Origin of the sequence: Luteitalea pratensis (assembly GCF_001618865.1) — a bacterium.
Taxonomy (GTDB): domain Bacteria; phylum Acidobacteriota; class Vicinamibacteria; order Vicinamibacterales; family Vicinamibacteraceae; genus Luteitalea; species Luteitalea pratensis.
Genome location: NZ_CP015136.1, coordinates 6,327,227 through 6,354,224 on the forward strand (window position 1 = coordinate 6,327,227; position 26,998 = coordinate 6,354,224).

20 protein-coding genes are annotated in these 26,998 nt (G+C 67.6%); 9 read left to right on the forward strand and 11 right to left on the reverse strand.

Translation table 11 applies throughout. The annotated features are described in order from the left end of the window. Positions 1–56: 56 nt before the first annotated feature. From LuPra_RS26730 to LuPra_RS26745, 4 genes are all read left to right on the forward strand, one after another. Positions 57–1,172, forward strand: coding sequence for a beta propeller repeat protein (locus LuPra_RS26730; protein WP_110173589.1), 1,116 nt, complete (start codon positions 57–59; stop codon positions 1,170–1,172). Between the two features lie 97 nt (positions 1,173–1,269). Beyond that, positions 1,270–2,328 (forward strand): isocitrate/isopropylmalate dehydrogenase family protein, encoded by a 1,059-nt coding sequence (locus LuPra_RS26735; RefSeq protein WP_110173590.1) that lies wholly within the window; start codon positions 1,270–1,272, stop codon positions 2,326–2,328. Beyond that, a complete protein-coding gene (locus LuPra_RS26740; protein ID WP_110173591.1) occupies positions 2,325–3,767 on the forward strand; it encodes a DASS family sodium-coupled anion symporter in 1,443 nt (480 codons plus the stop codon). The genes LuPra_RS26735 and LuPra_RS26740 overlap by 4 nt, the downstream gene beginning before the upstream one ends. Positions 3,768–3,895: 128 nt before the next feature. Continuing rightward, positions 3,896–5,944, forward strand: coding sequence for a M13 family metallopeptidase (locus LuPra_RS26745; protein ID WP_110173592.1), 2,049 nt, complete (start codon positions 3,896–3,898; stop codon positions 5,942–5,944). A gap of 128 nt (positions 5,945–6,072) precedes the next feature. On the opposite strand, the gene LuPra_RS26750 is transcribed toward LuPra_RS26745, so the two are convergent. The 5 genes from LuPra_RS26750 to LuPra_RS26770 all read right to left on the reverse strand — a co-directional run bounded on the left by LuPra_RS26750 (position 6,073) and on the right by LuPra_RS26770 (position 11,775). Further along, positions 6,073–6,591 carry a hypothetical protein gene (locus LuPra_RS26750; RefSeq protein WP_110173593.1) on the reverse strand — a complete coding sequence of 173 codons (519 nt, stop codon included), beginning with the start codon at positions 6,589–6,591 and terminating at the stop codon, positions 6,073–6,075. A 42-nt stretch (positions 6,592–6,633) separates the two neighbouring features. Further along, the gene (locus LuPra_RS26755) at positions 6,634–7,608 is read right to left on the reverse strand and encodes an SGNH/GDSL hydrolase family protein (protein ID WP_110173594.1); all 975 of its coding nucleotides are present in this window, start codon (positions 7,606–7,608) and stop codon (positions 6,634–6,636) included. A gap of 104 nt (positions 7,609–7,712) precedes the next feature. Next, positions 7,713–8,399 (reverse strand): serine/threonine-protein kinase, encoded by a 687-nt coding sequence (locus tag LuPra_RS26760; protein WP_110173595.1) that lies wholly within the window; start codon positions 8,397–8,399, stop codon positions 7,713–7,715. Continuing rightward, positions 8,396–9,124: an RNA polymerase sigma factor gene (locus LuPra_RS26765; RefSeq protein WP_110173596.1), complete on the reverse strand. Its 729-nt coding sequence runs from the start codon at positions 9,122–9,124 to the stop codon at positions 8,396–8,398. Before LuPra_RS26765 ends, LuPra_RS26760 begins: the two co-directional genes overlap by 4 nt. Next, positions 9,121–11,775 (reverse strand): protein kinase domain-containing protein, encoded by a 2,655-nt coding sequence (locus LuPra_RS26770; RefSeq protein WP_157899729.1) that lies wholly within the window; start codon positions 11,773–11,775, stop codon positions 9,121–9,123. Before LuPra_RS26770 ends, LuPra_RS26765 begins: the two co-directional genes overlap by 4 nt. A 1,046-nt stretch (positions 11,776–12,821) precedes the next feature. Here LuPra_RS26770 and LuPra_RS26775 point away from each other — a divergent pair. The 4 genes from LuPra_RS26775 (at position 12,822) to LuPra_RS26790 (ending at position 17,036) form a co-directional block, all read left to right on the forward strand. Further along, on the forward strand, positions 12,822–13,820 hold the full coding sequence (locus LuPra_RS26775) for an aldo/keto reductase (RefSeq protein ID WP_110173598.1): 999 nt from the start codon (positions 12,822–12,824) through the stop codon (positions 13,818–13,820). A 180-nt stretch (positions 13,821–14,000) separates the two neighbouring features. Next, positions 14,001–14,801, forward strand: coding sequence for a PIG-L deacetylase family protein (locus tag LuPra_RS26780; RefSeq protein WP_157899730.1), 801 nt, complete (start codon positions 14,001–14,003; stop codon positions 14,799–14,801). Positions 14,802–15,113: 312 nt separating this feature from the next. After that, the gene (locus LuPra_RS26785; protein ID WP_110173600.1) at positions 15,114–15,560 is read left to right on the forward strand and encodes a hypothetical protein; all 447 of its coding nucleotides are present in this window, start codon (positions 15,114–15,116) and stop codon (positions 15,558–15,560) included. Between the two features lie 21 nt (positions 15,561–15,581). Continuing rightward, positions 15,582–17,036: a M20/M25/M40 family metallo-hydrolase gene (locus LuPra_RS26790; RefSeq protein WP_110173601.1), complete on the forward strand. Its 1,455-nt coding sequence runs from the start codon at positions 15,582–15,584 to the stop codon at positions 17,034–17,036. 42 nt (positions 17,037–17,078) lie between these two features. Here the strand turns inward: LuPra_RS26790 and LuPra_RS26795 are convergent, their stop codons facing one another. From LuPra_RS26795 to LuPra_RS26805, 3 genes are read right to left on the reverse strand one after another with little or no spacing between them, the layout of a single operon-like run. After that, entirely contained in the window at positions 17,079–18,833 is a 1,755-nt protein-coding gene (locus LuPra_RS26795; RefSeq protein WP_157899731.1) for a hypothetical protein, read from the reverse strand. A gap of 8 nt (positions 18,834–18,841) precedes the next feature. After that, on the reverse strand, positions 18,842–19,453 hold the full coding sequence (locus tag LuPra_RS26800; RefSeq protein ID WP_234800571.1) for a glycoside hydrolase family protein: 612 nt from the start codon (positions 19,451–19,453) through the stop codon (positions 18,842–18,844). Beyond that, positions 19,450–20,358, reverse strand: a complete 909-nt coding sequence (locus tag LuPra_RS26805; RefSeq protein WP_157899732.1) for a hypothetical protein — start codon at positions 20,356–20,358, stop codon at positions 19,450–19,452. Before LuPra_RS26805 ends, LuPra_RS26800 begins: the two co-directional genes overlap by 4 nt. Before the next feature lie 119 nt (positions 20,359–20,477). Here LuPra_RS26805 and LuPra_RS26810 point away from each other — a divergent pair, with 119 nt between their 5' ends. Beyond that, positions 20,478–21,797, forward strand: coding sequence for a Zn-dependent hydrolase (locus LuPra_RS26810; protein ID WP_110173605.1), 1,320 nt, complete (start codon positions 20,478–20,480; stop codon positions 21,795–21,797). A gap of 4 nt (positions 21,798–21,801) precedes the next feature. On the opposite strand, the gene LuPra_RS26815 is transcribed toward LuPra_RS26810, so the two are convergent. The 3 genes from LuPra_RS26815 to LuPra_RS26825 all read right to left on the reverse strand — a co-directional run bounded on the left by LuPra_RS26815 (position 21,802) and on the right by LuPra_RS26825 (position 26,997). Continuing rightward, positions 21,802–23,277 (reverse strand): aminopeptidase P N-terminal domain-containing protein, encoded by a 1,476-nt coding sequence (locus tag LuPra_RS26815; RefSeq protein WP_110173606.1) that lies wholly within the window; start codon positions 23,275–23,277, stop codon positions 21,802–21,804. 178 nt (positions 23,278–23,455) lie between these two features. After that, positions 23,456–24,892, reverse strand: coding sequence for a mechanosensitive ion channel domain-containing protein (locus tag LuPra_RS26820; RefSeq protein WP_110173607.1), 1,437 nt, complete (start codon positions 24,890–24,892; stop codon positions 23,456–23,458). Continuing rightward, complete coding sequence (locus LuPra_RS26825) at positions 24,889–26,997, reverse strand: adenylate/guanylate cyclase domain-containing protein (RefSeq protein ID WP_110173608.1); 2,109 nt, start codon at positions 26,995–26,997, stop codon at positions 24,889–24,891. Before LuPra_RS26825 ends, LuPra_RS26820 begins: the two co-directional genes overlap by 4 nt. Position 26,998: the final 1 nt, after the last annotated feature.

The window sequence follows — 26,998 nt, forward strand, 5'->3', positions numbered from 1 at the left end:
ACTTGCCCGGCGTTTGGCCACCGTGCCTTTGCCGCCCCTGCGGTAGAGTCCACGCCATGAAGACTGCTCCCGCCCTCTTCGCTGTTCTCGTGGCCGCGCTGGCGACAGGACTGGCCCAGGAGCGCGTGGGTTGGCAACCGCTCGACAGCGGCGTGACCGTGCGCCTGCGCGGCGTCAGTACGGTGTCGCGTCAGGTCGCCTGGGCCAGCGGTGAGCACGGCACGGTGCTGCGGACCTCCGATGGCGGCACGACATGGCAGCCGCGTCCGGTGCCTGGAGCCGATGCGCTGGACTTCCGCGACATCGACGCCAGCAGCGACCGCGTCGCGTCCGTGCTCAGCATTGGTCCCGGCGATGCGTCTCGGATCTACAGGACCACGGACGGCGGTGCGCACTGGACGCTGCAGTTCACCAACCATGATCCCAAGGTGTTCCTCGATGCGATGGCGTTCGCCGACGCCACGCACGGGGTCGCGGTCAGCGATTCGGTGGATGGCCAGTTCGTCGTCCTCATGACCGCGGATGGCGGCGCCCACTGGGCGCGTGTCCCGGCCGAGCGCCTGCCGCCGGCCTTGGCCGTGGAGGGCGCGTTCGCGGCCAGCGGCACGAACGTCGCGGTGCGCGGCACGCACATCTGGATCGGCACGACGGCCTCGCGGGTACTGCACTCGGCCGACGCCGGACGCACATGGACGGTGACCTCCACCCCGGTGGCTTCGGGCAAGGCGACCGGCATCTTCTCCATCGCGTTCAGGGACGCACGGCACGGCGTGGTCGTCGGCGGGAACTACACGAAGGAGGCCGACGCGATCGCCAACGTCGCGACGACCGAGGATGGCGGGGCGACCTGGGCGGGAAGCGGCACGGACGAACGCCGAACGCTTGCCGCGCCGAAGCCAGCAGGCGAAGGCGGGCAGAACGCCGAACGCAGAGCGACAGACGGCGGCGCGTCATTGTCCGGGTACCGTTCCGTGGTGGCGTGGATGCGCGGGCTCGGACCGGCGGGATGGCTGGCGGTCGGCCCGTCTGGTGCTGACGTGTCCATCGACGACGGGCGGACATGGTCGCCCGCGGGCGGTGACGGCTACGACGCGTTGAGCGTCAGCCCCGACGGCCAGGCCGGCTTCGCGACCGGCGCGCGCGGACGAATTGCGCGTGTGACGGTACGGTAGACCCGCGTTCGGAGAACGGGCCCTACCGTACCATTCGGCCAGGCGCCTCCGCGAACCCAACGTCGCCAGGTCCTACCAATCGCCATACACTGGCGCCGTGAAGACACACCGCATTGCCCTGTACCCGGGGGATGGCATCGGCACCGAGGTCGTCGCGGCCACCGTCCCGGTCCTCGACGCCGTGGCGAGCATCACCGGCCGTTTCGATCTGTCGTACGAATCGTTCGACTGGGGCATGGCCCACTACGACCGGCACGGGCGCGTCGCCCCGGAGGACTTCCTCGACGTCCTGCGCGGTTTCGACGCCATCTTCCTCGGCGCCGTCGGCTGGCCGGCCAGGCTGCCGGACCACATCACGCTGACGCCGCTCATCCGCTTGCGGCAGGCGTTCGATCTCTATGCGTGCGTCCGACCGGCACGCACGTTCCCTGGCGTCGTCGGGCCGCTTCGTCGCAGTGATCCGATCGACGTCGTCGTCGTCCGCGAGAACTCCGAGGGCGAGTACATCGACAACGGCGGCCTGTTCGCGACCGGCACGGCGCAGGAGGTGGCGGTGCAGACGGCCTTGCACACGCGCCGGGGCGTCGAGCGTATCCTGCGCTTCTCGTTCGCGCTCGCCCGCACGCGACGCCACACGCTGACGATGATCACGAAGTCGAATGCGCAGCGCTACTCGTACGTGTTGTGGGATCGGGTGCTCGCTGAACTTGCGCCGGAGTTCCCCGACGTCAGGACCGACAAGTTGCACATCGACGCGGCGACGCTCGAACTCGTGCGGCGGCCGCACACGTTCGACGTGATTGTCGGATCGAACCTGTTCGGCGACATCCTCAGCGACCTGACCGGGGGCATCACCGGCAGCCTGGGCCTGAATCCGTCGGCGAACCTCAACCCCGAGCGCACGACGCCGTCGCTGTTCGAACCGGTGCACGGCTCTGCCCCGGACATCGCCGGTAAGGGCGTGGCCAACCCGACCGGCGCCATGCTGAGCGGAGCGATGATGCTCGAGTGGCTCGGGGAGGCAGACGCCGCGACCCTGGTCCGTGACGCCGTCGAGCAGACGCTCGCGGCCGGAGTGGCGACGCCAGACATCGGCGGCCTCACCACCACGGCGCAATTCACCGACGCGGTCCTCGGCCGTCTCAGGCAGGGATGATCTGGCGGGCCGGCGTCCCGATCGCCGTTGGCCTTGGCATCGCCCTGCTCCCGGTGCCGGCGGGGCTCGACCAGTCGGCCTGGTACTACGTCGCGATCTTCGCCGCGGTGATCCTGGGGCTCATCACCGAGCCGTTGTCGCCCTCGGCCATCGGCTTCATCGGCGTGACGATCGCCGCGGCGGCGGGACTGCCGTTTTCGGCCGCCCAGCGCGCCGCCCCCGGCTTCCGGATGCCGGCCGAAGCGGTGCGATGGGCGCTCTCCGGATTTTCCAACGGCACCATCTGGCTGATCTTCGCCGCGTTCGTGTTCGCGATGGGTTACGAGAGGACCGGGCTCGGCCGGCGCGTTGCGCTGTTGATGGTGAAGTGGCTCGGCCATCGGACGCTCGGCCTCGGGTACGCGGTGGCGCTGTCGGATTTGCTGCTCGCGCCGTTCACGCCATCCAACACGGCGCGCAGCGCCGGCATGATCTACCCAGTGATCCGCAACATCCCCGAGTTGTACGGGGTCAGCAGCGACGAACCTCCGAGGCCGTTTGGCACTGCGGTGATGTGGACCGCGTTTGCCACCACGTGCGTCACCAGTTCGATGTTCGTGACGGCACTCGCGCCCAACCTGCTCCTGCTGGACCTCGCGCGGACGACCACAGGCGTCGTCATCACGTGGACGGACTGGTTGGTCGGATTCCTGCCCATCGGCGCGGTGCTGCTGCTCGTCGTCCCGTGGCTCACCTTCCGGTTGCATCCGCCAGATGCGCCGATGAGCGCCGAGGTGCCGCGCTGGGCCGGCAGTGCGCTGGTGGCCATGGGACCGGTGAGCCGCCGTGAGCTCGGCATGGCGACGCTGGCACTGCTCTCGCTCGCGCTGTGGATCTTCGCCGGTGCGGTGCTCGACCCCACGCTCGTGGCGATGATCGCCGTGTCGCTGATGCTCGTGACCGGCATCACCTCGTGGGAGGACGTGCTCCACAACGCCGCGGCCTGGAACGTGCTCGCGTGGTTCGCGACGCTCGTGGCTCTCGCCGATGGCCTGAACCGCGTCGGTGTCGTCGCCTGGCTCGGGCATGGCGCGGCCACGCTGCTGGCCGGCTTCCCGCCGCTCGTCGTCATGACGCTGCTGGTGACGCTGTTCTTCCTGATGCATTACGCCTTCGCCGGCATCACCGCGCACACCGCCGCTGTGGCGCCGGTCTTCATGGCGGCGGGTGCCGCGATCGACGGGCTGCCCATCCGCACCTTCGTGATGCTGCTCGGCTTCTCGCTGGGCATCATGGGGGTGCTCACGCCGTACGCGACCGGTCCGGCTCCCCTCTATTACGGCTGTGGATTCATCGGCCGCCGCGAGTTCTGGCGGCTCGGGCTCCTCTTCGGGCTGCTGTTCCTTGCCGCGCTCCTCGGCATCGGTGTCCCGTGGCTGCAGGCCGTCAACCGCAGCTGACCGTCACATCGGGAGGTCGTACCGTCCCTCGCCGGAGGAGGCTGGGAAGCTGATCGGCCGTATTCTGTGTCGTCCCGGGGGGTCGGCGTGCAGTCGAGCGGCGTCCCCCTGCATCCTGAGGTGAATCAATGAGACGTTTCATTCTCGCAGCGCCGACGGCGGCGTTGCTCGTCGCGTGTTCCGGCCCCTCGCCGGCTCCTCCCGCCGCGGCTCCCCCCGCAAAGGCGGCGCTGGGGGTCTTCGGCGTCGAGACCGCGAACATGGACACGACGGTCAAGCCAGGCGACGACTTCTTCAAGTACGCCAACGGCAAGTGGCTGGCGACCTTCAAGATGCCGGCCGACAAGGCGCGCTTCGGGGCGTTCGACGCCCTGGGCGACAAGTCCGAGGCCGACGTGAAGACCGTCGTCGAGTCGCTGGCTGCCGAGAAGCCTGCCGCAGGCACGACCGCCGCCAAGGTCGGCGACATGTACTCCAGCTGGATGGACGAGGCCGCGATTGAAGCGCGCGGCATTGCCCCGTTGCAGCCGTACCTGGACAAGATCAACGGCGTCAGCGATACGGCCGGCGTGCTCGCCCTGATGGGCACCACCGACTTCGCGTCGCCGTTCGGGCTCGGTGTCGAGGCCGACCCACAGGACCCCACCAAGTACGCGATCTGGGCCGGCCAGGATGGCCTGGGCATGCCGGACCGTGACTATTACCTCGGCAAGGACGCGTCCTTCGAGAAGTACCGCGCCGCGTACAAGACCTACGTCACGAAGATCTTCGAGTTGCTTGGCGACGCAGCCCCGGCTGCCTCCGCCGACACCGTGATGGCCCTCGAGACGAAGATCGCCCAGGGACACTGGCCACAGGCGAACCTCCGCGATGTGGCCAAGGCGATCAAGCCGATGCCGTTCGCCGAGTTCAAGGCCTTCGCGCCGACGGTGCCCTGGGACACCTTCCTCACCGGCCTGGGCATGCCGGCGGCCCCGGAGAAGATCGTCGCCTACGGTGACACCGCGGTCCGCGCCGGCGCCGCGCTGGTCGGTAAAGAGCCGGTCGCGGCGTGGAAGAAGTACCTGGCCTTCCACATCGCCTCCGACAACGCGGCGCACCTGCCCAAGGCGTTCGACGATGCGAGTTTCGAGTTCTTCGGCAAGACGCTGCAGGGCGTGCAGGCCAAGCGTGAGCGCTGGAAGCGGGGTGTCTCGCTGCTCGACGACCAGATCGGCGAGGGCGTCGGCGAGGTCTACGTCACGAAGTTCTTCCCGCCCGAGAACAAGGCGCGGATGGACGCGCTCGTGGTCAACCTGCGCAAGGCGCTCGAGGGACGCCTGAAGACGCTGGCCTGGATGGACGAGGCGACTCGTGCGGAAGCCCTGAAGAAGCTCGCGACATTCGAGCCGCGGGTGGGGTATCCGTCCAAGTGGCGTGACTACTCGAAGATGACCATCGAGAAGGGCAAGCACTTCGAGAACGTGATCAATGCCCGCAACTTCGAGTGGAAGCGCCAGGTGGCGCGGATCGGCAAGACGGTCGATCGCGAGGAATGGGGCATGAACCCGCAGACCGTCAACGCCGGCTACAACCCGCTGATGAACCAGATCACGTTCCCGGCCGCGATCCTGCAGCCGCCCTTCTTCGACGTCAGCGCCGATGCGGCAGTGAACTACGGCGCGATCGGCGGCGTCATCGGCCACGAGATCGGCCACGGCTTCGACGACCAGGGCCGGGCGTTCGACGAGGCCGGCCGCACCCGCAACTGGTGGACGCCGGACACGGACACGAAGTTCAAGGCCGCGACGCAGCAGCTCGGCACCCAGTATTCGAAGTACTGCCCCGTGCCCAACGGCTGCATCAACGGCCAGCTGACGATGGGCGAGAACATCGGCGACCTCGGCGGTCTGACGATGGCCTACACGGCGTACAAGCTGTCGCTGAACGGCAAGGAGGCGCCGGTGATCGGCGGCTTCACCGGCGACCAGCGCTTCTTCCTCGCCTGGGCGCAGGTATGGCGCGCCACGGCTCGCGAGGACGACACGCGCCAGCGGCTGGTCATCGATCCGCACTCGATGCCGGAGTTCCGCACCAACGGCGTCGTCCGCAACATGGACGCGTGGTACGCGGCATTCGACGTCAAACCGGAAGACAAGCTGTACCTGCCGCCGGATCAGCGCGTCAAGATCTGGTAAGCGAGACGGGGAGGGTGGCGAGTCGCCCCCTCCCCGTCATCTCGCTGGCCTGCGGCCTGCAGCCTGCAGCCTGCAGCCTGCAGCCTACGGCCTACGGCTTACGGATTACGCCAATCGAGGCGTGTGTGTCAGAACGCAACGCCGACGTTGATGATCCGGAACGTCGGCACGAGTGGCATCACGTCGCTGTCACCCGTGCCGATCAATCGCTTCAGTCCGAAGCCGGTGCTCAGATAGAGGCGATCCTGGTTACCGGGCAACCAGCTCCAGTTGATGTCGAACCCGACGCCGAAATGCGGGCCGCCGTCGACGTTGGTCATTCCCACCTTCACCCCGAGCGCCAGACCGTCGAACGGACGCCCTGCCGGGTAGTACCGGTAGAACATGTCGGCGTTGACGTATTCGTCATCGTCCACGGTGAAGAACGAGCCGCCGATGCCGGCGGTCGTCGACCGGGACACCTGCCGCTCGAACTCGACGTTGAAGAAGTCGATGAGCAGGCCGAACGGGTTGGCCGAGATCACCTGCTGTCGTGTCGGCGGTGGCGGGGCCCCGACCGGCGGGGCCCCCTGTCGTGCGCACAGTGGCGCTGCCGTGCTGATGACCAGGCCTGCGACCAGCACGATGATGCGTCTCAGGGAAGTCATGGCGCCTCCAGGAATCGGAGAGGGAACGGGATCGCGCAGTCGCTACTGCCCCAGCGCCTCAGCCGCGCGCTTGGCGATGAAGCCGTGCATTGCGGTGGTCGGGTGGATGCCGTCCCAGAACAGGTACTCGTCGGGCGTGACGCACGCGAAGGGCGCAGTCCCTGGCGTGATGCACGCCGCCGTCACGTTGGTCAGGTCGAAGGTCTCGGGGGAGAGGACGACCTCGTTGAGCAGCGCGAAGGCATCGAGCCTGGCGATGTGGATCTCGGGAGCTGGCGTCCATTGCGCGACGATGCCATCCAGACCGCCGTTGAAGGCCATCGTCAGGCCCGTGACGAGCTGCGCGGTGCCAGGCATGACGCTGTTCAGGTATCGGATGGCCGGAGTGAGCGCGGGGTTGGGTGCGCGCCAGATCAGGAACTGCCTCGCACCCGCTCCATACAGGCGCCCGACATTGACAGCGATCGCCTGCAGTGCCTCCTTGATCACGAGCGTGTGACCATTGGGGTACGCGACCAGGGCATCGCGGATGTCGTTGCCGCCCATCTCGATCACGTACAGCGCGTTGGGCGACGCGATGCCGCCGGACGCCTCCAGGAATGCGTCCACCTGCGCCGTCAGGTTGAAGTTCTTGCCATCGTCGCGGGCGCGAGCCGCCGCCACCGCGTAGTTGGTGGCCACCGGCCCTTCGGCCCGGAATGCGGGCCTGACGCTTCCGGCGTGCCCGAGCGAGCCTGCCAGCTGCTCGACCCACGTGCGGCCGTTGGTGAAGTGGTGGCCGCCCCTCGCGTACGGCGCGCTCGGCACCAGCAGCGGATCCAGCTGGTAGTCCGGCGCCGTGCTCGCCTCGCCCCACAACACGAAGGCGTTGCCGGTGTCGGAGAGGCTGGTGCCGAACACCACCACGCCGTCGTACGCGCCCTGGGCCTGAACGACAGGCGTCGCCAGCGCGAAGGCGATACAGCCGATGACTGCGCCCCGAAGGATGCAGGCCTGAGTGGTGTCGATGCTGATCATGACGATGCTCCCCGGCTCGAGTGGCCGAACTGCGTCGGACGCGACCGGATTGGCCGGCGTCGCTGGCAGCGTTCAGGAGGTAGTTCAGGAAAACCGGCCGGAGGTTACAGGCTGGGTCCGGTGGACGCCTTGTGGCTGGCGTCAAGCAGGCGGCGTTCGAGCGATATGAGGCCTTGGCGGTCGGCCATGGCGAGGGAGGCCTGATCGCGGCTCGGCGAGAAGATGGCGTGCATGCCGAAGTCGAGGAGATCGGCCGCCTCGTCGCCCGTGCGGACAATCACGTTCCCGCCAGCAATCGAGCCGTGGGCCAGGCCGAGCGCATGTGCCGCGCGGAGGACGTCAGCGAGCGCTGACAGCAGCCCCTGTGCGCACATGGGGTCGAGTGCGCCAGACGAGACGGCATCCAGAATGGGGACGCCCTGCCTGAACTCGCTCAGCACCGCCGGGCACCCGGTCTCGTCCAGCCACGACGCCAGCACGCGTGGGATGCGCGGGTGGCCCCAGTCGTCCAGGCGCGCCTGCAGGCCGGTGAGGCGTGTGAGAAAGTCTTCTGGCGCGGGCGTTCGCCAGGTCTTGAGCCGCAACATGTGGCCCTCCGGCGAGGACTCGTCGCGCACGAGCCACACCGACGACGTTGCAGACGAGCCGAGCGGCAGCTGAATCGTGAGGATGCTCGCCTCGCCCCCGGCCGGAATCGCGAGGGCGTGTTCGAGCAGGCACGCCGGACAGTGACCACGATGCGCCACCGCATCGGGATGCCTGGCGCAACGCGCGCGCGCAGGATCGGTCACGAGGCCACCGCGCGCATCAACTCACGCATCTCGTCCTCGGTGTCCTCCGGCGAGAGGACCGTATCGGCCACCTGTTGCCTGAGGACGACCCCGAACCGCTGACGCAGGCGGTGCACCGCAACCTTCACCGCGCCCTCGCTGATCTGCAGCTGCTGCGCGGCGGCACGATATGGCGGCAGTTCGCCACTGTCGGTCAGGTACGGCATGAGCACCGACGCCGTGCGACCCTTGCCGGCAGCCTCGTACTCCGTCCGAACACTCGCCAACGCGCGATCGAGACACAGGCTGGCCCACTTCCTGTCGAATACCCGATCGGGCGTGTCGTCGGTGCCGGCGCCGCTCGCGTAGGTCCGCTCCGCCTCGTCGAAGTCCAGCGCAAAGCGTAACCGGTTGCCGCCGCGCCTGGCCGCGATGGCACGCTCGTGCTCGTTGATGACGTAGCGCTTGAGCGCGGTCAGCAGGAATCCACGAAATCGGCCGCGGGCCTGATCAGCGGCACGGATGACGTCACCTTCGAGCAACCTCGTGAAGAAGCCCTGTGTGAGATCCTCGGCCTCTTCCCGATCGTGTCCGCGCCGCCTGAGATAGCTGTAGAGCGGGGGCCAGTACACTTCGCACAACTGCTCGAGGGCGACGCGTGCCGGCACCTCGGCCGAATCGGCGGCGGCGTTCACCATCGTCCAGCGCGTCGTCGCGAACTTGCCCCGGCCGCGCGCACCCGTCACGCCAGCATTTCCTCACATTTTGCCAGGAAGGCCATCGGGTCCGGTGGCCGGCGCGTACGATCGGAAGACAGCGCGGCATCGAAGAACGTCGCGGCGGCGGGTGGAAGTATCGAAACGGCGTCTCCAGTCGTCACGTCGCCGATCGTGCTGGCCAGCCCGTTCCCGACGACGACAGTGCGGCGGAAGGGATGGCGAGTCGTGAGCATCTCGTGCGCTATCACGGCGAGCGCCCACAGGTCCCACGACGGACTGACGACGTCACCCGCCAACTGTTCGGGCGCCATGTAGTCGAGCGTGCCGATCATGAGACCTGCGCTGGTCAGCTTCGTGTCGTCGCCGGGCGCAGCCGGCCAGTCGGCGGCGAAGGCTCGCGCCAATCCGAAATCGAGCACCTTCGTGATGAACCCGTGCTCCTGCTGCTGCAGGAAAACGTTTTCCGGCTTGAGGTCGCGATGAACCAGGCCGCGTCGGTGTGCAGCGTCGAGCGCGGCGCACAGACCGCGGAGTACGAGGAGGGTTTCCTGCGGCGCCAGCGGCGCGCCCGCTGCGAGACGTTGGCGCAACGTCTCGCCTTCGAGCAGTTCCATGACCAGGAAAGGCTGCCGTTCGTGATCGACGCCGAAGTCGTAGACCCGCACCACGTGAGCGTGGGCGAAACCGGCCGCGGCCCGCGCCTCCCGCCGGAACCGCGCCTCGACGCGCCCTGGAGCGCCGCGCCCGAACGCCGTGCTGGCCAGGTCCTCCCGGATCACCTTCACGGCGACTTTTCGATCGAGGACGTCGTCGGTGGCCTCGTACACGGTGCCCATGCCGCCCCGGCCGCGCCGCCGCTCGAGCCGGTACCGACCGTTCAGCATCCGTGACCCGGGTCTGACCGAGAGGCGATCCCCATCGTGGGTGCACAGCGTGGCCCCCTCGTCGAAGCAACGCCCGCAGCTGTCGCACTCGGCCAGGCGCCGCGCGTCACCGTGAGATCGCGCGAGCAGCAGCCCGAGCCGCTGCGCGATCGTGGACAGCAGTTCGAGATCGTCGGTGTTGTAGGGTTCTTCCGAACGGCGCGGCCCCAGCACCACCAACGCAATCGGCAGCTCTCGCCCGTCGTCACCGAACACGGGCACGAGCAGTTCGACGCCGCGTTCGAGCAGCAGTGTCCGTTCCTCGAGAGGCAGTTGGTGACGGACCCACGCCGTGTCGCCGAGCGAGATCGCCAGCGGCTTGCGCAAGACCGACAGCACGCCAATCACCGCGAGCGACGCTGGCAGAGCCAGTCGGCGGGGCGCCGAATCGGTCGCGGCCGTGAATAGACCTTCACCTGGCGCATGCCGGAGGACGTCGACGAACACCGGATGCAGCGCTTCGTCGATCTGCTGGACGACCACGGGGGCAACCGACTCGAAGGCCGAGGCGCGGTCGATCTGGGTCACCACGCTCTGGAGCAGGCGCTCGGCGTCGTAGCGTTCGCGGAAGAAGTGGCGGTCGAGCGCCGCGAGCCAGTGCTCGCGGCGCCGGCGGATCACCGCGAGGGCGAGCACGGCGAGGGCATACCACCACCAGCGGGCCTGCACCATCTCGGAGAGTGGCTGGTTGCGGTGCAGCACGGCCTCGATGACCAGCAGTGCGCCAACAAGCGGGATCAAGGCATCGAGCAGCCGTCGCGCGAGTGCATAGCGGACGCCCTGCCTGACGATGAGGGGCAGATCGAAGAGCCGGTGCCGCAGGATCGCGTAGGCAAAGGCGGCCGGGCCGGCGAGCCACCCGAGCGCCAGCACGGTAAGCAGCGGGTTGCCGAAGATGGGGCCCTCGTCGAGCTTGTAGATGGCGAGGAACGCGACGCCGGCGGTGACGCCGGTCCCCAGACCGCCCAGCAGCACGCCGGTCCGGCGCCGATCGGTGAGGTTCTCGAGCCGACGGTGTTGGGCGATCAGCAGGCCGATGGCGGCCAGCGCGTAGAAGCACCACGTGGCGAAGACCCAGGGAATCGCGTCGGGCAGGCCGGTGGCGGCCCCGAGTGGCTGGTTCAGGTGGCGCCCCACGAAGACGAACCAGCCGACCGCCGCCACGCCGGGGAGCAGGGACACAGCAAGGTTGGTGGGCGAGAGCGCACGACGCGGGAACACCGCGAAGAACGCGAACAGCAACGGGCCGGTCGCGAAGCTCGTGGCAAACGGCACCCAGAGCAGCGCCTCGAGGGGCTGCGGCAGTTCCTGCCAGAAGAAGAACATGCGGCCGGGCAACGCCACCGACAGCGTCCCGAACGAGGCGAGCAGCCAGGCGCCGAGCAGCGCCGATGGCTGCGACGAACGACGATAGGCCACCAGGAGGGCCAGGCCGAGAACAATGACCTCGGCGCCTCGAAATGCAATCAGTCCTGGCCGCACAGGTTCGGACCACCACTCGCCGAGCCCGGCCGAGAGCGGCAGCCGGAGCTTCAACGGGTGGCCGTCGCGCTCGATGTCGAGTTCGAGGGGACGCGACGGATCCAGTTGGACACGCATGCGCTGCCAGTCGACGCGCCCCTCCAGCACCTGACCGTTGGCACGACGCAGGCGGTCGTGCGGACGCAATCCCCCACGGGCCGCCAACGTCGCGGGCTGCACCTGCTCCACCGTGACTTGGCGCCCGTCAAAGTGCGGCACGAAGCCAAAGGGCACGACTGGGAGGGCGTCGCAGGTGATCAGCAGCGCAAGGTACGCGACGTGTGCAAAGGCCGCGACGGCAAGGCTCCAGCCAACGACGGGCGGAGTACGTCCGTCCGAAGGCACAGGAGGTTCTCGCCGAATGGAACCGACGGTGTGGATTGTCAGGTCGGCTAACTCTACTACGGCCGGGCCACAAGGGCAGGCAGCCTGCAGCCTACGGCCTTCGGCCTACGACTTACGGCCTAACCTTGCGGCTTCGCGGTAGGGCCCGCTCTCCGAGCGCGGCCCGTGGGTGGCCGTGGTTCAAGGGACCAGCGACAAGGAGAGAAGTCACAAGGGCGTCAAGGGACAAGGGACGAGGCCGGCAAGACAACCAAGGCACAAGCTGACGCCGCGCCCCGCCTGATTCCCTTGCCACTGCTTCCTTGTTCCTCGTCCCTTGAAGTCCTTCTGACTTGTTCGTTGTCCCTTGTCCCTTGACACGGTAGGGCCCGCTCTCCGAGCGCGGCCCGTCGGTGGCCGTGGTTCAAGGGACCAGCGACAAGGAGAGAAGTCACAAGGGCGTCAAGGGACAAGGGACGAGGCCGGCAAGACAACCAAGGCACAAGCTGACGCCGCGCCCCGCCTGATTCCCTTGCCCACTGCATCCTTGTTCCTCGTCCCTTGAAGTCCTTCTGACTTGTTCGTTGTCCCTTGTCCCTTGACACGGTAGGGCCCGCTCTCCGAGCGCGGCCCGTGGGTGGCCGTGGTTCAAGGGACCAGCGACAAGGAGAGAAGTCACAAGGGTGTCAAGGGACAAGGGACGAGGCCGGCAAGACAACCAAGGCACAAGCTGACGCCGCGCCCCGCCTGATTCCCTTGCCCACTGCATCCTTGTTCCTCGTCCCTTGAAGTCCTTCTGACTTGTTCGTTGTCCCTTGTCCCTTGACACGGTAGGGCCCGCTCTCCGAGCGCGGCCTGTCCATTGCGGCTCACGGCTTGCGGTGCCCGCTGCCCGGTGCCCGGATGCGGTACCCGGATTACGGCGGCGTCCGGCCATTGCGATATACATGCGGGGCATGGACCATCGCCTGCTCGGACGCACTGGCGTCCATGTGTCGCCGCTCTGCCTCGGCGCGATGAACCTCGGCGGCCCGACGCCTGAAGCCGAGGGCATTCGCCTCGTGCATGCGGCGATGGATGCCGGCATCAACCTGATCGACACCGCGGACGTCTATCACGACGGCGCGAGCGAGACTGTTGTCGGCAAAGCGCTCGCCGACCGGCGCGAGAAGGTGGTCCTGGCCACGAAGGTGCACGGACGCACCGGACCGGGACCGAACGACCTTGGCAACTCGCGGTTGCACATCATGCGCGCGTGCGAAGCCTCACTGCGACGCCTCGGCACCGATTACATCGACCTCTACCAGGTACACCGGCCGAGCCCGCAAATCCCGATCGACGAGACGCTCGGGGCACTGACCGATCTCGTGCGCGCCGGTAAGGTCCGCTACGTGGGCTGCTCGACGCATCCGGCGTGGATGGTGATGGAGGCGCTCGCAGCGAGCGATCGGCATGGCCTGGCGCGCTACGTGAGCGAACAACCCCCCTACAACCTCCTCGATCGCCGCATCGAAAACGAACTGGTACCGCTCGCGCTGCGCTACGGACTCGCACTGATCCCGTGGGCGCCGCTGGCGCAAGGCGTCCTCGCAGGCCGTTACCAGGCGGATGGCGCCCTGCCGGGTGACTCCAGGGCCGCGCGGCAGCCGGGCAGCATCTACGCCGAGCGCGTCACCGTGCGTGGCATCGAGGCGGGGGCGCGATTCGCGACACTGGCGGCCGCGCACGGCCGCACGCCGGGTCAGCTCGCGCTGCTCTGGTGCAAGGATCAGCCCGGCGTCACCGCGCCGATCGTCGGACCCCGCACGCGCGAACAACTCGACGACGTGCTGCCGGTACTGGAGATGTCACTGAGCGGCGAGGAACGCGCAGCGTGCGACACCATCAACGGCCCCGGCGGGGTGCTTGTGAACTTCCACAACACCGCGCCCTGGATGAAGACGCCGATCGTGTAGGCTCGGCGCGTTCCGAACCCTGGCCGAGGTAGCGCGGAAGCGTCGACTTGAAGGTCGAGGCCTACGTCCTCCATATGAGCCGTCGACCTTCAGGTCGACGGAGGCGACGCGGTGGAGAATGCGGAAGGGAACGCCGCGCAGTCCCAGCGCGGCGTTCCATCCATGACAGAAAGGCTGCGTATGAACCGGCGAACATTCCTGAGTGCCGCGGCCGCCGTGGCCGCGGCAGGACAGGCGAACGCGAGCGGATTCGAGCCGCAGGCGCCGGCGGCGACAGCACCGCCGGCCAAACGCACCATCCTCGCCATGGGCGCACACTACGACGACAGCCCGTTCGGCATCCCGGGAACGCTCCTGCAGGCGGTGGCGCAGGGACACCGCGTCGTCGTCCTTGCGATGATCGGCGACTACTCGAACTGGAAACCGGTGCGCGGACGCGGCCCCGACATCGTCGAAGGTACGAAACGCATCAACGCAGAGTACGGCATGGAGTCGCGGTTCCTGCCGTGGGCGTCCGGCATGCTGCAATCGACTGACGCCCACAGGCGCGCGGTCGCCGAGGTCGTGGCGGAGGTGAAACCGGACACCGCTTTCGTGTTGTGGTCCAGGGACCAGCATCCGGATCATGTCGTCGCGTCGGAGTTGAGCACGCTCGCGCTGCACCTGGGCGACCGCGTCCTCTCCGACCCGTTTGCGCCCTACATCACGCCGCGTCGCACCTACCTGTACGACAACGGCCCGCGCCACACGATCGGCTTCGTGCCGGACACGTTCGTCGATGTGACGCGCGAGTGGCCTCGTGCCATCGAATGGCTCGGCAAGTTGATGGCCCTGACGCGTAACGAGACCTACGCTGCGGGTACGCTCGACGGCGCACAGCGGCTCAAGGAGAGCCTCGCGCGCTACCGCGGCGCCACGTGCGGTGTCGCGTACGCCGAGGCGTTGACGGCGGTCAACGCCTACCCGCAAACCCTCTTCTGAGAGTGCGGGACACTCGCGTAAGCAGACACAATCGCGTCAGAGACTCCCGTGCTCCTGCGCTCCGTGCTCCTGGGTTCCTGATCCAACGGCCGAGTTGCCACCCCATCCGTGCCTACAGCACTCGTGAGTAAGTCACTGGTTGCATGTGACGACCGACGTTCGGATCGCAATCGACCCACCGTTTAGATCACCAGACCGCAGGCAGACGCGATCTCACGCTTCCGACCACGACGAACCACGCTCGAGCGCTGCGTGCGCCATGGCGCCCCGGAGCGAGATGGCGGCCGCGTGCCCGCACCAGAGGGAGTGTCAATGGCAATCAACAAGAAGTTGCTGTCGATCATCGGGAAGAAGTTCCCTTCCATCTACGACGTCAATCCTCCGCACGGCCCGTTTGGTCGCGTGTCCTGGGTTGCGCTGAATCCGCAGCCGCTTCCGCCAATGGGAATCGGCGCGGCGATGGCCACCGACTTGCTGCACCACGCGTGGGTGGGTGAACGGACGGGCCTCGACCCCGCCGGCGCGCTGCGTTTCCTCGAAGACCTGTGTCCGCCATACCCGCGGCGACCGAAGCTTCCGCCGGTGTGGCCGCCGGTGCCCGATCCCGACCCGGGACCTGACTGGTACGCCGAGTATTACCTCGGCTTCGCGGCCCGCCTCGCCGCGGTCCCGGGCGACCAGATGGCCGGGCGCATGCGGGAGTTCTTCGACAAGGCCCTCGATCAGTCGATCGCATCGTTGGAGAAGGCAGTGGGCTGAGCGTGCAGTACAGTGACGTGCATGTCACGTTCGATCACGATGGCCGTCGCGGGCGCTGCCTTGCTGGGCACGCTCGCGGCGCCGGCCTCGGCACAGCCCAGCGCGGCGTCGTACACGCAGCCCTATCAACGCAAGGCGTTCGAGATCTATCGGACCATCGTCGGCATGCGCACGGCTGAAGGCCAGGCCATGGTCCCGGCGATGGCAGATTACCTCGCCGGGCAGTTCCGAGCTGGGGGCTTCCCAGCCACCGACGTGCATGTCCTGCCATTCACCGTGCCGTCAGGCGAGAAGACGGCCGGGCTCGTGGTGCGCTACCGCGGTGACGGCTCCTCCGGCAAGAAGCCCATCCTGCTGCTGGCCCATATGGATGTCGTCGACGCACGGCGCGAGGACTGGACGCGCGACCCGTTTGTCCTGCAGGAAGAGCGCGGCTATTTCTTCGGCCGCGGCAGCGCCGACGACAAGTTCGGCGTCTCCTCGCTCACGGCCACGTTCCTGCGCCTGAAGGCGGAGGGCTTCGTCCCGAGTCGTGATCTCGTGATCGCCCTCTCCGGTGACGAGGAGACGGGCATGCTCTCGGTACGCGACCTCGTGACGACACACCGCGCGCTGACCGATGCCGAGTTCGCACTGAATGACGATGGCGGCGGTGGCAAGCTGGACGAGACCGGAACGCCTGTCGCGTACTTCGTCCAGAGCGCCGAGAAGACGTATGCCACCTTCGAACTGACGGTCACCAACCCTGGCGGACACAGCTCCACGCCGCGCACCGACAGCGCGATTTTCGATCTTGCCAACGTCCTCAAGCGCCTCGAAGCGTATCGCTTCCCCGTCGCGGTCAACGACACGACGCGCGCGTACCTGCGCGAGATGGAACGTCTCACACCAGGCCCCGAGGGCGAAGCCATGGGCCGGCTGGCAGCCGATCCCGCCGATCAGGCCGCCGCGGACGAACTCTGGCGTCGTCCCGAGGCCGTCGGGATCACGCGCACCACGTGCGTACCGACCATGCTGCGCGCCGGGCATGCCGAGAACGCATTGCCGCAATCGGCGACCGTGACCGTGAACTGCCGGATCTTCCCCGGGGAAGCCGTCGACGCCGTCAAGGCGACGCTGGAGCGCGTGGCGAACCTGAGGGGCCTCACCATCACCCAGGTAGGCGAGGGGTTGCCGAGTCCGGCGTCGCCCCTGCGCGAGGACGTCATCGCGGCAGTCGCCGCGGCGGTGCACGCGCGCTATCCCGGTGTCCCTGTCATCCCCTACATGGCCCCCTACGCCACCGACGGCCGCGAGGTGCGGTCCGCCGGCATCCCCACCTACGGCGTGATGGGGCTGTTCATGAAGGACAGCGACCAGTTCTCGCACGGCCGCGATGAGCGCGTGCCCGTGGAGCAGTTGTTCGGTGCCCTCGAACACTGGAAGGTGCTTCTTACCAACCTCGCTGGACGAAGTGGCGTCAGCGCGGCACGGTGACGTGACCGCCAGGCGGGAATTGCAGGCACGCGCCGCGACGCGTCAACGGCAGGGCGTCGCCAACGCGTTGGTCCCGGCGGCCCAGGCCCGCACGCCATCGCCCGAGTACATGGCGCGCTCGACGACGATGCCACCCGCCTCTTGACCCGGCTCGGGCATCGACTCGATCCGCGCACCGAAGCGGCGTCGGGTGACGCCACTGAAGGTTCCGGGAAAGTCCACGGGGGGATAGACGTTGAAGCGACTGGTCGGCGCCACATCGAAGGTGCCACTCACCGGCCGCTGGCCATTCTCGAAGAAGAGCGTGGCGCGTATCCGGCGCGGCTGATCGGACGTGTTCGCCACGAGGATGTACGTGTCGACGCCAGGCCCCGCCTCGCCCTCGGCCAGGCACCAGCTCGGATCGGTCTGCGTCGCCCCCGGAGACGCGTGAGCCTCGCCCCACGTGGTCGAGGTCGGACCTGGCCACCACATCGACCGCTCGGCGACGATGGGGACGCCGTTGGTCGACGTGACCACGGCCGAGACCGCCGTGTCCCGAAGGCGTGGGTCCTCCTGATCGACCCAGATCGTGAACCGTGACCGGGGCGCGATGACGTACGCCTTGGCGAACGAGCTGCCGTCGGGGAGCAGGAAACGCGACGACACGTTCGCGGAGCGGTCGTCCGGGTTCGCGAGCAGGATGAACATGTCGAAGTAGTCGCCGGTCGCCCCTTCGGCGAAGAACCAGTCGCTCTCCGGCGCCGCAATCCCGGCACTCTCGTGCCCCGCTTCGAACGCCCTTCCCGCGCCAGTCAGGTACATGGCCCGCTCGACGATGATCGGGACGTTCGAGCGCAGGACCGCCGACACGTCCGTGTCGCCAAGGCCGGGCAGCGTGTCGACCCACAGTGTGAAGCGGCTCCTGGGGTCGACGTGGTATGTGGACTGGGTCGGCCCGAGCGGCGGTGGACGCAGGAACTCCACGCTCACGTCGGCCGCTTGGTCGCCCGGGTTCTCGATCAGATAGAACAGGTCGAAGCCGGAGTGTGTCGCCCCCTCCGCCAGATACCACGTCGTGCCCGGAGCGACAACGGCGCGATCGGCATGGCTGCCGTACGCGTTGACGCCCGGGGGCCACCGCATCGTTCGATCGACGACGATCGGCGCGTCGGACTCGATCGTGGTCGCAAACTCCGCCGATTGCATCCCGGGCAGCAGCCCGGGCGTGATCGTCCGACGGGACTCCGGTCCGACGACCACCGTCTCCTTGCGAACGGTACGGTCCGCCGCCTGGTACGACAGCAGCACGTGGGCCGGCTCGCTCGCCGTGTTCAGGAGCGCGATCGACGTCTCGAAGAACTTGTTGGAGGCGCCTTCGGCGAGGTACCGGGTGAACACGCCCCGTGGATGCGTGCCGGCGACATACTCCTGCGCGTTCGTGATGCCATCGGTGTCGCTGTCGAGCGCCGCGTCAGAGGGACTGGACGGGTCGAGCCCGTTCGCCTGCTCCCAGCCGTCGGGCAAGCCGTCACCATCGGTGTCGGTCGTGGCGCCGGACGGGATGCGGATGTCGAACCGCAGCCGAGACATCACGTGGGGCGGGCTCAGGCCGAAGAACCCGCGCGCGAAGTACACGTAGCCGTGCTGCCCGGTGGTCTCCTGTGTGGGCTGATCGGGGCTGACAAACGAGGGATAGGCGAACCAGGTCTTGCCTGGCACCTGCACGTGGATGGGGAGATCCCGCCAGACGAGCCTGGGACGATCCCAGTGAATGCCATCCGGCGATGTGGCGACGTAGACACCGTGAAACGTCATGAACGTCATCAGGTATCGCTGGCGTGCACGTTCCAGCTGATGGAGGGCAAACCCGCATATACCGTCTCGCCCATTTGGTCGGGCGGGCCCACGATCGGCGTCGGCGATCCGCCGAGCCCGGCCTCCGCGAACCCGCCGTAGGCGTACTTCTGCCAGGAGCCCGGCTCCCCGTCCGATTCGATCGGCGCGCGGGCGAGGAATACCGAATCGGGTCCCGATTCAGGAAGACTGCGCCGCCATTCGCCGAAGAGCATGTAGAGCCAACGCCCGTCGCGGCTCTTGAAGACGGTGGGATTGCCGACGCCACTCGCGTCGAAGTTGCAGTGGGTCGGCTTCGGCTCGGATCCGGACAGGACCTGGCCGCGCTTCTGCCACGTGAGACCGCCATCGGTCGAGCGCGCGAGACCGATGCCGGCGATGAACGGCAGGAAGTAGCCACACGGCTGGATCTCCGAGTGGTAGAACATCAGCAGGTCGCGCCCGTTCGCGGCGGCGACGACCGAGCCAACCCCGGCGTAGTTGGCGTCGAAGCCGCTTCCGGAGGGTCCGATGAGGGGCACGGCCTTGCCATTCTTCAAGGGCCACGGCACCTGGTTCTCCAGCGTCGAGCCTCGCGTCATGAACGTGCCGACACCGCCGACGAACCACATGCGCAGCCGCCGTCGAACGTGCGGTAGGACATGCCCTCGTCGGGCGTGTGCGTGAGGCCCCAGGGGTTGCCGTTGGGAATCATCGTCTGTTCGGGCCCCGACACGGTGAACTCGAAGTCGGGGGACTCGACATCGACTCGCTCGATCCCGCTCGCGCTGTACGCTGCCCCCGATAGAGCGCCGATGTCGTAGCTGGTCACCACACGACCGAGCGCATCGAGGACCGCCAACCCCGTTACTCGCATCGTGTAGCTGGCCGTGACCGACGTATTGGCCGGCAAGTTCCTGAAGAGGCGCGCGGCATGCCCGAACCCGATCATGACGTTGAACGGCACGCCAGCAGTGAATGGAATGCCGCCCAGCGTCCGAGTGACCGCCACCGAGTGCTGGGTGGTGTCGAGCGGCGTGTCCTGGATGACGGCCTTGCCGTCCGGACCATACAGCTGCACGCCGACACTGGCGGTGAACGGCAAGACGACACCGGACCAGTCCGTCGTGCCCTCGATCGTCACCCTCGGCACGAGTTGATACGATCCCGGCGTCAGGCCGCGAACGACGACGATGTCGCGAAACGTGGCATAGCCGTTCGCGCTCTCGGCGCTCCCCGCCATCGACCCGGGCGCCGTGTCGGTCATGGTCGACTGCGTGGTGAGCAGCCCGATCGTCGCGCTGCTGGATCCGCAGGCACGCGCTGTCGGCGTCGAGAGCATGCAGCCAGTCACCGACGCCAGTGGTCGCGATAGTGCCTCGACGTAGTCGGACGGACCAGCCGCCGCGACCGATCCGTCGAGGTAATAGTTGATATTGGCCGAATACGCGACTGGCGCTGGTCCCGCCGACACGGGCGATGGCAGCGCCACAACCCACAGCATCACGGCCGCCCTCGTCATTCGAGCGAGGGCAACATAAGGGGCAAGGGCAATCTGGCGCATGCCGATCCGCCCTGAAGGGTGCGCGGATGATACTCCGACAGCCCGACTGTACTATCTGCGGTATGTCACCGCATAGAGTCACCCGTCGGGACTTCAACGCAACCTTCGTCGGTTCGATTGCCGGATTATCGACGGCCCGTCCGGCATTCGCGCAAGACACCGCCGCGCGCGTCGATGCGACACGGCTACAGACGACGTTGATGGACCTGCGGCGATTCGGGGGCACGCCTGCGGGCGGCACGCATCGCCTCGGCTACAGCACCGAGGACAAGCAGGCCCGGCTCGTCGTCGCCGGCTGGATGCAGGAGGCCGGCCTCGTTCCCGCCACAGACCTCGCCGGCAACCTGATCGGCCGCCGTGCCGGCAGCACCTCGGGCCTGCCACCCATCGTGTTCGGCTCGCACATCGACTCGGTGCCGGACGGAGGCAGCTACGACGGCAACGTCGGCACGATGGCGGCGATCGAGGTCGCACGCACGCTGCAGGATCGCCGTGTGACCTTGCGACACCCGATCGAGGTCGCCGTGTGGGCCAACGAGGAGGGCGGCCTGTTCGGCAGTCGTGCGGTCAGCGGCCAGTTCGAAGAAACCGAACTCGCTCACGTCACGTCGAGCGGCAAGACCGTGCGCGATGGCATCAGCTTCGTTGGCGGCGATCCGGCGCGGCTCGGCGAGGCACGTCGTGACCGCGGTAGCGTCGCCGCGTACCTCGAACTCCACATCGAACAGGGCGGCATCCTCGAGGCAGAGCGCGTGCCGATTGGCATCGTCGAGGGCATCGTCGGCATCCGGCAATGGGACGTGACGGTGACGGGACTTGCCAATCACGCCGGGACGACACCGATGGACAAGCGCCAGGATGCGCTGCTCGCGGCGGCCCGTTTCGTGGACATGGTCAATCGAGTCGTCAGGGCGACGCCGGGACGCCAGGTCGGCACGGTTGGCAGAATGCAGGTCAGCCCGGGTGCGCGCAACGTAGTCCCTGGCAGCGTGGTCTGTTCACTGGAGTTGCGCGACCTGGATGCGGCCGCCATCCTGCGGTTCTACGACGCCATCCGAGGAGAAGCCGACCGAATCGGCGATGCGACCGGGACGACGTTCGCGTACAGGGAACTTCACGTCAATGCGCCCGCGCCGAGCGACCCGCACATGCGCAGCATCATCGCCGATGCAGCCCGTGCATTGGGGCTCGAAACGAAGGTGATGCCGAGCGGCGCCGGCCACGACGCGCAGGCGATCGCGCAACTCGGGCCGATGGGGATGATTTTCATCCCGAGCGTCGGCGGCATCAGCCATTCGCCCAAGGAGTTCTCGCACCCCACCGACATCGCCAACGGCGCGAACGTGCTGCTGGGCGCCGTGATGTCGGCCGACGCGATCTGACGCCCTACCGTGCCTTCATGAACGCCTCGACCTCCGCGATCGTGCGTGGGACCGCCGCGGAGAGGCTCGTGAGCCCGGTGTCGGTCAACAGGAACGAGTCCTCGATACGGATGCCGATCTGCGCGTACCTCTGGACGGCGGGGAGCACCGCCGCCGTGAAGGCGCGGTTTTCGGGCGTGTCGGGCAGTTCGTCGAGCGCCTGCGGACGAATGTAGAGGCCCGGCTCGACAACGAACGTCATGCCGGAAGCGAGCGGACGCTGGTAGTCGCCGACGTCGTGGACGTCGATGCCGATCCAGTGGCAGATGCCGTGGGTGTACCACGTCCGGAACTGCTCGCCTGTCGCATCGGTAATCAGGCCGAGCTTCAGCAAGCCGGCCTTGACGACTTCTTCGGCGGCCTTCTCGACGTCGGCCGTCTTGTTGCCGACACGCGCGGCGCGCATGCCGGCCTCCTGCGCCTCGAACACGAGGCGGTAGATGTCCTTCTGCGCCTCGGTGTAGGCACCGCTCACGGGATAGCTGCGGGTGATGTCGATGGTGTAGCCGTCGTAGCTGCCCGCCGCATCCACGAGCAGGATCTCGCCGGCCTGCATCTGCCGGCTGGATGCGCCGTAGTGGAGGATCGTCGCGTTCGGCCCGCTACCGACGATGGACGGGTAGCCGGGGTTCATGGCGCCGTTGGCGAGATAGACCTGCTCGATGGCGGCTTCGACTTCGTACTCGTACCTGCCGGGGCGTGCCGCGGTCATGCCGGCCTTGTGCGCGCTGCTCGAGATGACACCGCTCCTGGTCAGCACCGACTGCTCGTACGGCGTCTTGACCAGCCTGAGGTCGGCGATGATCGGAGACGCATCGACGAACGTGACGTTCAGGAAGCGGTCACGCGCCCTGGCCGCGAACTCGTACGGCGCCGTCAGCGGCGCCGACGGCGCGGGGCGCGGTCCGAACGGCAACGAGAGCGTCGCCTTGTTGGCGGCCACGGCCTCGAAGAACACGTCGAACTCCGTCGAGACCTCGTTGCGCCTGAGCCCGAACACATGCCGGTTGAAGAGCGCGGTCACGAACGGCTCGAACTGGTTGCCGAAATGGACGGTCTTCACCCCGCTCTGGGCGGCGACTTCGGCCCTCGTGAGGATGTGACCTTCGCGGTGCTCGCGCGCCGGGTTGGGCTCGCGGACGAACAGCACTTCGCGGACGGTCCTTGCGCCCGGGATCAGGACGAGGATCGTGTCCGGCTGGGCGACTCCGGTGAGATACAGCAGGTCGCTGTCCGGGCGGTATTCGTAGTCGACGTCGCGGGAATAGACCCTGGTCGGGGCGCTCCACACGATCGCGATCGTGTCTGTGCCCAGCTTCTCCATCAGGCGCGCGCGTCGAGCTGCCAGGTCGTCCTGCAGTGGCCCCGCCCACACCAGGGACGCTCTCGCCAGGACTGTCAGTACCGCCATCGCCACCACACGCGCCGTTTGCCGAACCATCGATGATGCTCCACACGGAAAAAGGCCTGCGGCTCATGGCCTGCAGCCTGCTGCCTACGGCCTACAGTTTCCCGATTGCCACACGGGCCGACCGTCGACCCAAAGGTCGACGGCTGGGTCAAGAAAACGCCGAACGTCGAACGATGAACGCTGAAGGGCAAGGCCCATGGTCGCGGCGTCAGCCACGACGCGTCAGTTGACGAGCCGCCTGCATGGCTCGGCGACGTGCCTCGAGGATCTGGCCGGTTTCGCGCGCCAGGCGCGGGCTCGCCTCAAACAACGTGCGGACCGTCTCGGGCGACATCCACAGGACCGCACAATCGAGGCTCGCGACGGCACGCATCTCGGCCGGCTGCACGCCGTACATGCCGGCTTCGCCGAAGTACTCACCGGCCGCGACGGCACCGATCGGACTGTAGACGCCGTCCGCGCCGACTTCGAGCGATACCGCGCCGGAAATGAGCAGGTAGACGCCGCTCAGCTCGCTGCCCTCGCTGAAGATCACCTCGTCCCGGCCGAACGTCAGCGCGCGCACTTGCCCTTCGTCGTCAGACAGCGTCGACACCTTCGAGAGGCGCCGCAGTTGCTCCACAGGTGGCACCACCGGCGGCACGAAGGGCCCCTCGGCGTCGTAGTTGATCTGTCGCACGACCGGGTACGGCATCGTCAGGCCGCGGCGTTTGGCGACGTACCAGATCCGCGTGACGACGTCGTTGCGTACGGGCCAACGGTCGTCCTCGGTGGTGCGGTAGATCAGCTTGTAGCTGATGGCCGAAGGCGTGTATGCGAAGGTCGCGGCGATCGGGGCCGGATCCTGCATCACACCGGGCGTGCCCTGCGCCACTTCGAGCAAGCTGTCGCGGACCAGGTTGGGCGGATCGTCGTAACTGAAGGCGACCTCGATCTCCTCCATCCGGACCGGCCGCGGACGCGAGTAGTTGTTGATGATCTCCTTGTTCAATGTCGAATTCGGGACGATCTGCACGACGCCGCGCGCCGACTTGATGTGCGCCGACCGCCAGTTGATCTCCTTGACGACACCGGACGCGCCGGCGACCTCGACGTTGTCGCCGACCTCGAACGGTCGCTCCATCAGCAGCATCAGGCCCGAGAACAGGTTGCCGAGTGGTTCCTGCAGCGCGAGGCCGACGACGATCGACGTGACGCCGAGTGCTGCAAGCGCGCCGCTCAGTTCCCGGCCCCACACGAATGAGAAGACCAGCGCACCGGCTGTGGCGACAAGCAACAGGCGCACGAGATCGCGCAGCAGTTTCGGCACCCGCGACTGCCAGCTGCCCTGGGACGCCTGCTCGAAGACGACCGTGTTGATCGCGCCCAGTACCGCGAGGACGACGCAGACCCAGAACAACGTCAGTGCAAGGCGGACCCACAGGTGCTCACCTGGCAGGTCCAGCACGTTGCGGAGGAAGAGCACGAAGACGAGCGCAGACAGGACCCATGTCCGCACGAACCGCACCGACGTCGCGATGGGGCGGCCGCGGCGCACGAGATCGAACGCCAGCTCGTTGAGCGCGAGCAGCGCCGCCGGGAACGCCAGCACCAGCGCCAGGGCCCACATCCACCGCGCGCCGAGATCGGCGAGGAGTTGGTTCATGCGGCGTCCCCGGCCACCGGATACAGCTCGATCGCGCCAAGGCCGCGGATGTCGACCATTCGGGGCGCATCGAACGGGACAGACTCCCGCACGCGATCGTAGACGGCGCGTGTCACGACGATGGTGCCGACACCCTGCCGCTCGATGTCACGCGCCAGCCGCACGGTGTCGCCCCAGAGGTCGTAGATGAACTTCCGCCGGCCGACAAGACCCGCGACAATCGGTCCGGTGTTGATGCCGGCCTCGAGCGTCAGCGCGGTCCCACGCTCGGCGTTGAAACGGCGCACGATACGTGCGGCTTCGCGCGCGAACTCGACGACCCTGGCGGTGTGATCCGGGCGATCGACCGAGAGGCCCGACGCCGCCAGGTAGGAGGAACCGATCGTCCGGACCTTCTCGACGCCATGCTGTTCGGCCGCTTCGTCGAACGCCGCGACGATGTCGCTGAGGAGCGTCATCGACTGATCCTCGCCAAAGTCGCGGGAGAGCGAGTCGAAACCGCTGAGTCGGGCGTAGGCTACCGTCACGTCGGCAAACGATTTCGGCGCATCGGACCCGCCACGGACCTGCGCCGCACCGGATGCTGGCAGCAGGCTCAGGAGGAGGCGTTCGTTGGTCTGCACCTGGGCGTCGAGCGCAATGCGGCTCGCACCCAGGTTGTGGACCATCTCGTTGAAGGCCTCGCCCAGCGCACGGAACTCGTCATGGGCATTGACCTGCACGCGCGTCTCGAGGTTGCCTGCACTGACCTCGCGTGCCGCCCGCACCAGTTCGGCGATGGGGCGGGTGATGATCGACGCAAGGGCGAGCGCAAGCAACGACGCCAACAGTGACAGCGCCACTCCCACCGCCAGGATCCGGCGTCCCAGTGCATGCAGGGGCGCCATGGCCTCGCTGCGATCGATCTTGGTGAGCAGGGCCCAGCGCAATGAGTCGAGATCGACGGGCCCGTAGGCGGTGAACACGTCCTTGCCGCGGTAGTCCTCGGTCTCGATGAAGCCGCTGGCGCCGTTGAAAGCGGCACGAGCGCCATCGTGGGCGATCGGCACCGTCAGGATCGTGGTACCGAGCCTGCGTACCTCGTCGATCGTGCGGGCGGTCAACCTGGAATGACCGAGCGTCTCGAGAAAGTTCGCCCTGTCCTCTACCAGGAACCGGGAATCGACACGCATGGTCATGTCGGGACCAACGAGGTACGCCTGCCCGGTCTTGCCGAGCCCCTCGGCCTCCCAACCCCCGTTGTTGGAGAGCGCCTGCGCGATCGGCTCGATCGGGAAGCGCAGGATCATGATCGCCACCAGATCCGGGCCGACGAACACGGGGCTGGCAATGAAGGCCCTGGGCTGGCCGAGCGCCGGCCGGAACGACTCGAAGTCGGTGAACTTGTAGTCGTCCTCGTCCTGCGAGCGCCGCAGCGCCCGCGCGAGTGTGGCCACGCCGCTGCCCGAATACGGTCCCGAGTCCAACGTTGTGCCGAAGATGGTCGACTGGTCGTAGCTGAAGATCACCTCGAGCGACTCCGGATCGACGAGGACGACGTTGTCGAGGCCCAGCCGATCGAGCGACGGCCCGAGCACGTTTCGCGCCCTGACGAGGGCTGCGGCAAACGCACTCTTGTCCGTGGACGACTCGAGCCGGCGCCGCTGTCCGTACGGGTGGCCGCCGTTCACCATGTAGTGGTAGTGGAGGTACCAACCGGTGTCGGTCGTCGGCAGGAAGGCGTCCTTCGCGGGCGCCAACCTGGTGCGAGCCGCCAGCGCCGGTTCGAACTCGCGGGTGTAGAAGGCCCGAACGGCATCCCGCATCTCGGGCGTGACCTGCTCGCGCGACAGCTGACGATACGCGGCCGTCAGGTCCGGGACGACCTGGCTGAGCCCGTCGCTACCCGACAGCGCCAGCACCTCGTTCTTCGTCGAGGTGAGGATGCTGCGGACAATGCCGGCCTTCGAGCGCTGAAGCCCGACGAGCTGTCGCTCGATCGAGGTCAGCAGGCTGGCTCGCGCGGTCGTGTACGCCGTGTACGACACCATCGCGATCCCCAGCAGCGTGAGCAGGGTGAAGGCGAGCAGCAGCTTGGATTGGACACTCAGGGAGCGAAGAGCCATG

What these genes read in the sequence shown, in the direction of transcription:
- LuPra_RS26730 (WP_110173589.1), top strand. Translation starts at nt 57, where the DNA reads ATGAAGACTGCTCCCGCCCTCTTCGCTGTTCTCGTGGCCGCGCTGGCG.
- LuPra_RS26740 (WP_110173591.1), top strand. Translation starts at nt 2,325, where the DNA reads ATGATCTGGCGGGCCGGCGTCCCGATCGCCGTTGGCCTTGGCATCGCC.
- LuPra_RS26745 (WP_110173592.1), top strand. Translation starts at nt 3,896, where the DNA reads ATGAGACGTTTCATTCTCGCAGCGCCGACGGCGGCGTTGCTCGTCGCG.
- LuPra_RS26750 (WP_110173593.1), bottom strand. Translation starts at nt 6,591, where the DNA reads ATGACTTCCCTGAGACGCATCATCGTGCTGGTCGCAGGCCTGGTCATC.
- LuPra_RS26755 (WP_110173594.1), bottom strand. Translation starts at nt 7,608, where the DNA reads ATGATCAGCATCGACACCACTCAGGCCTGCATCCTTCGGGGCGCAGTC.
- LuPra_RS26775 (WP_110173598.1), top strand. Translation starts at nt 12,822, where the DNA reads ATGGACCATCGCCTGCTCGGACGCACTGGCGTCCATGTGTCGCCGCTC.
- LuPra_RS26780 (WP_157899730.1), top strand. Translation starts at nt 14,001, where the DNA reads ATGAACCGGCGAACATTCCTGAGTGCCGCGGCCGCCGTGGCCGCGGCA.
- LuPra_RS26785 (WP_110173600.1), top strand. Translation starts at nt 15,114, where the DNA reads ATGGCAATCAACAAGAAGTTGCTGTCGATCATCGGGAAGAAGTTCCCT.
- LuPra_RS26790 (WP_110173601.1), top strand. Translation starts at nt 15,582, where the DNA reads ATGTCACGTTCGATCACGATGGCCGTCGCGGGCGCTGCCTTGCTGGGC.
- LuPra_RS26795 (WP_157899731.1), bottom strand. Translation starts at nt 18,833, where the DNA reads ATGACGTTTCACGGTGTCTACGTCGCCACATCGCCGGATGGCATTCAC.
- LuPra_RS26800 (WP_234800571.1), bottom strand. Translation starts at nt 19,453, where the DNA reads ATGACGCGAGGCTCGACGCTGGAGAACCAGGTGCCGTGGCCCTTGAAG.
- LuPra_RS26810 (WP_110173605.1), top strand. Translation starts at nt 20,478, where the DNA reads ATGTCACCGCATAGAGTCACCCGTCGGGACTTCAACGCAACCTTCGTC.
- LuPra_RS26815 (WP_110173606.1), bottom strand. Translation starts at nt 23,277, where the DNA reads ATGGTTCGGCAAACGGCGCGTGTGGTGGCGATGGCGGTACTGACAGTC.
- LuPra_RS26820 (WP_110173607.1), bottom strand. Translation starts at nt 24,892, where the DNA reads ATGAACCAACTCCTCGCCGATCTCGGCGCGCGGTGGATGTGGGCCCTG.
- LuPra_RS26825 (WP_110173608.1), bottom strand. Translation starts at nt 26,997, where the DNA reads ATGGCTCTTCGCTCCCTGAGTGTCCAATCCAAGCTGCTGCTCGCCTTC.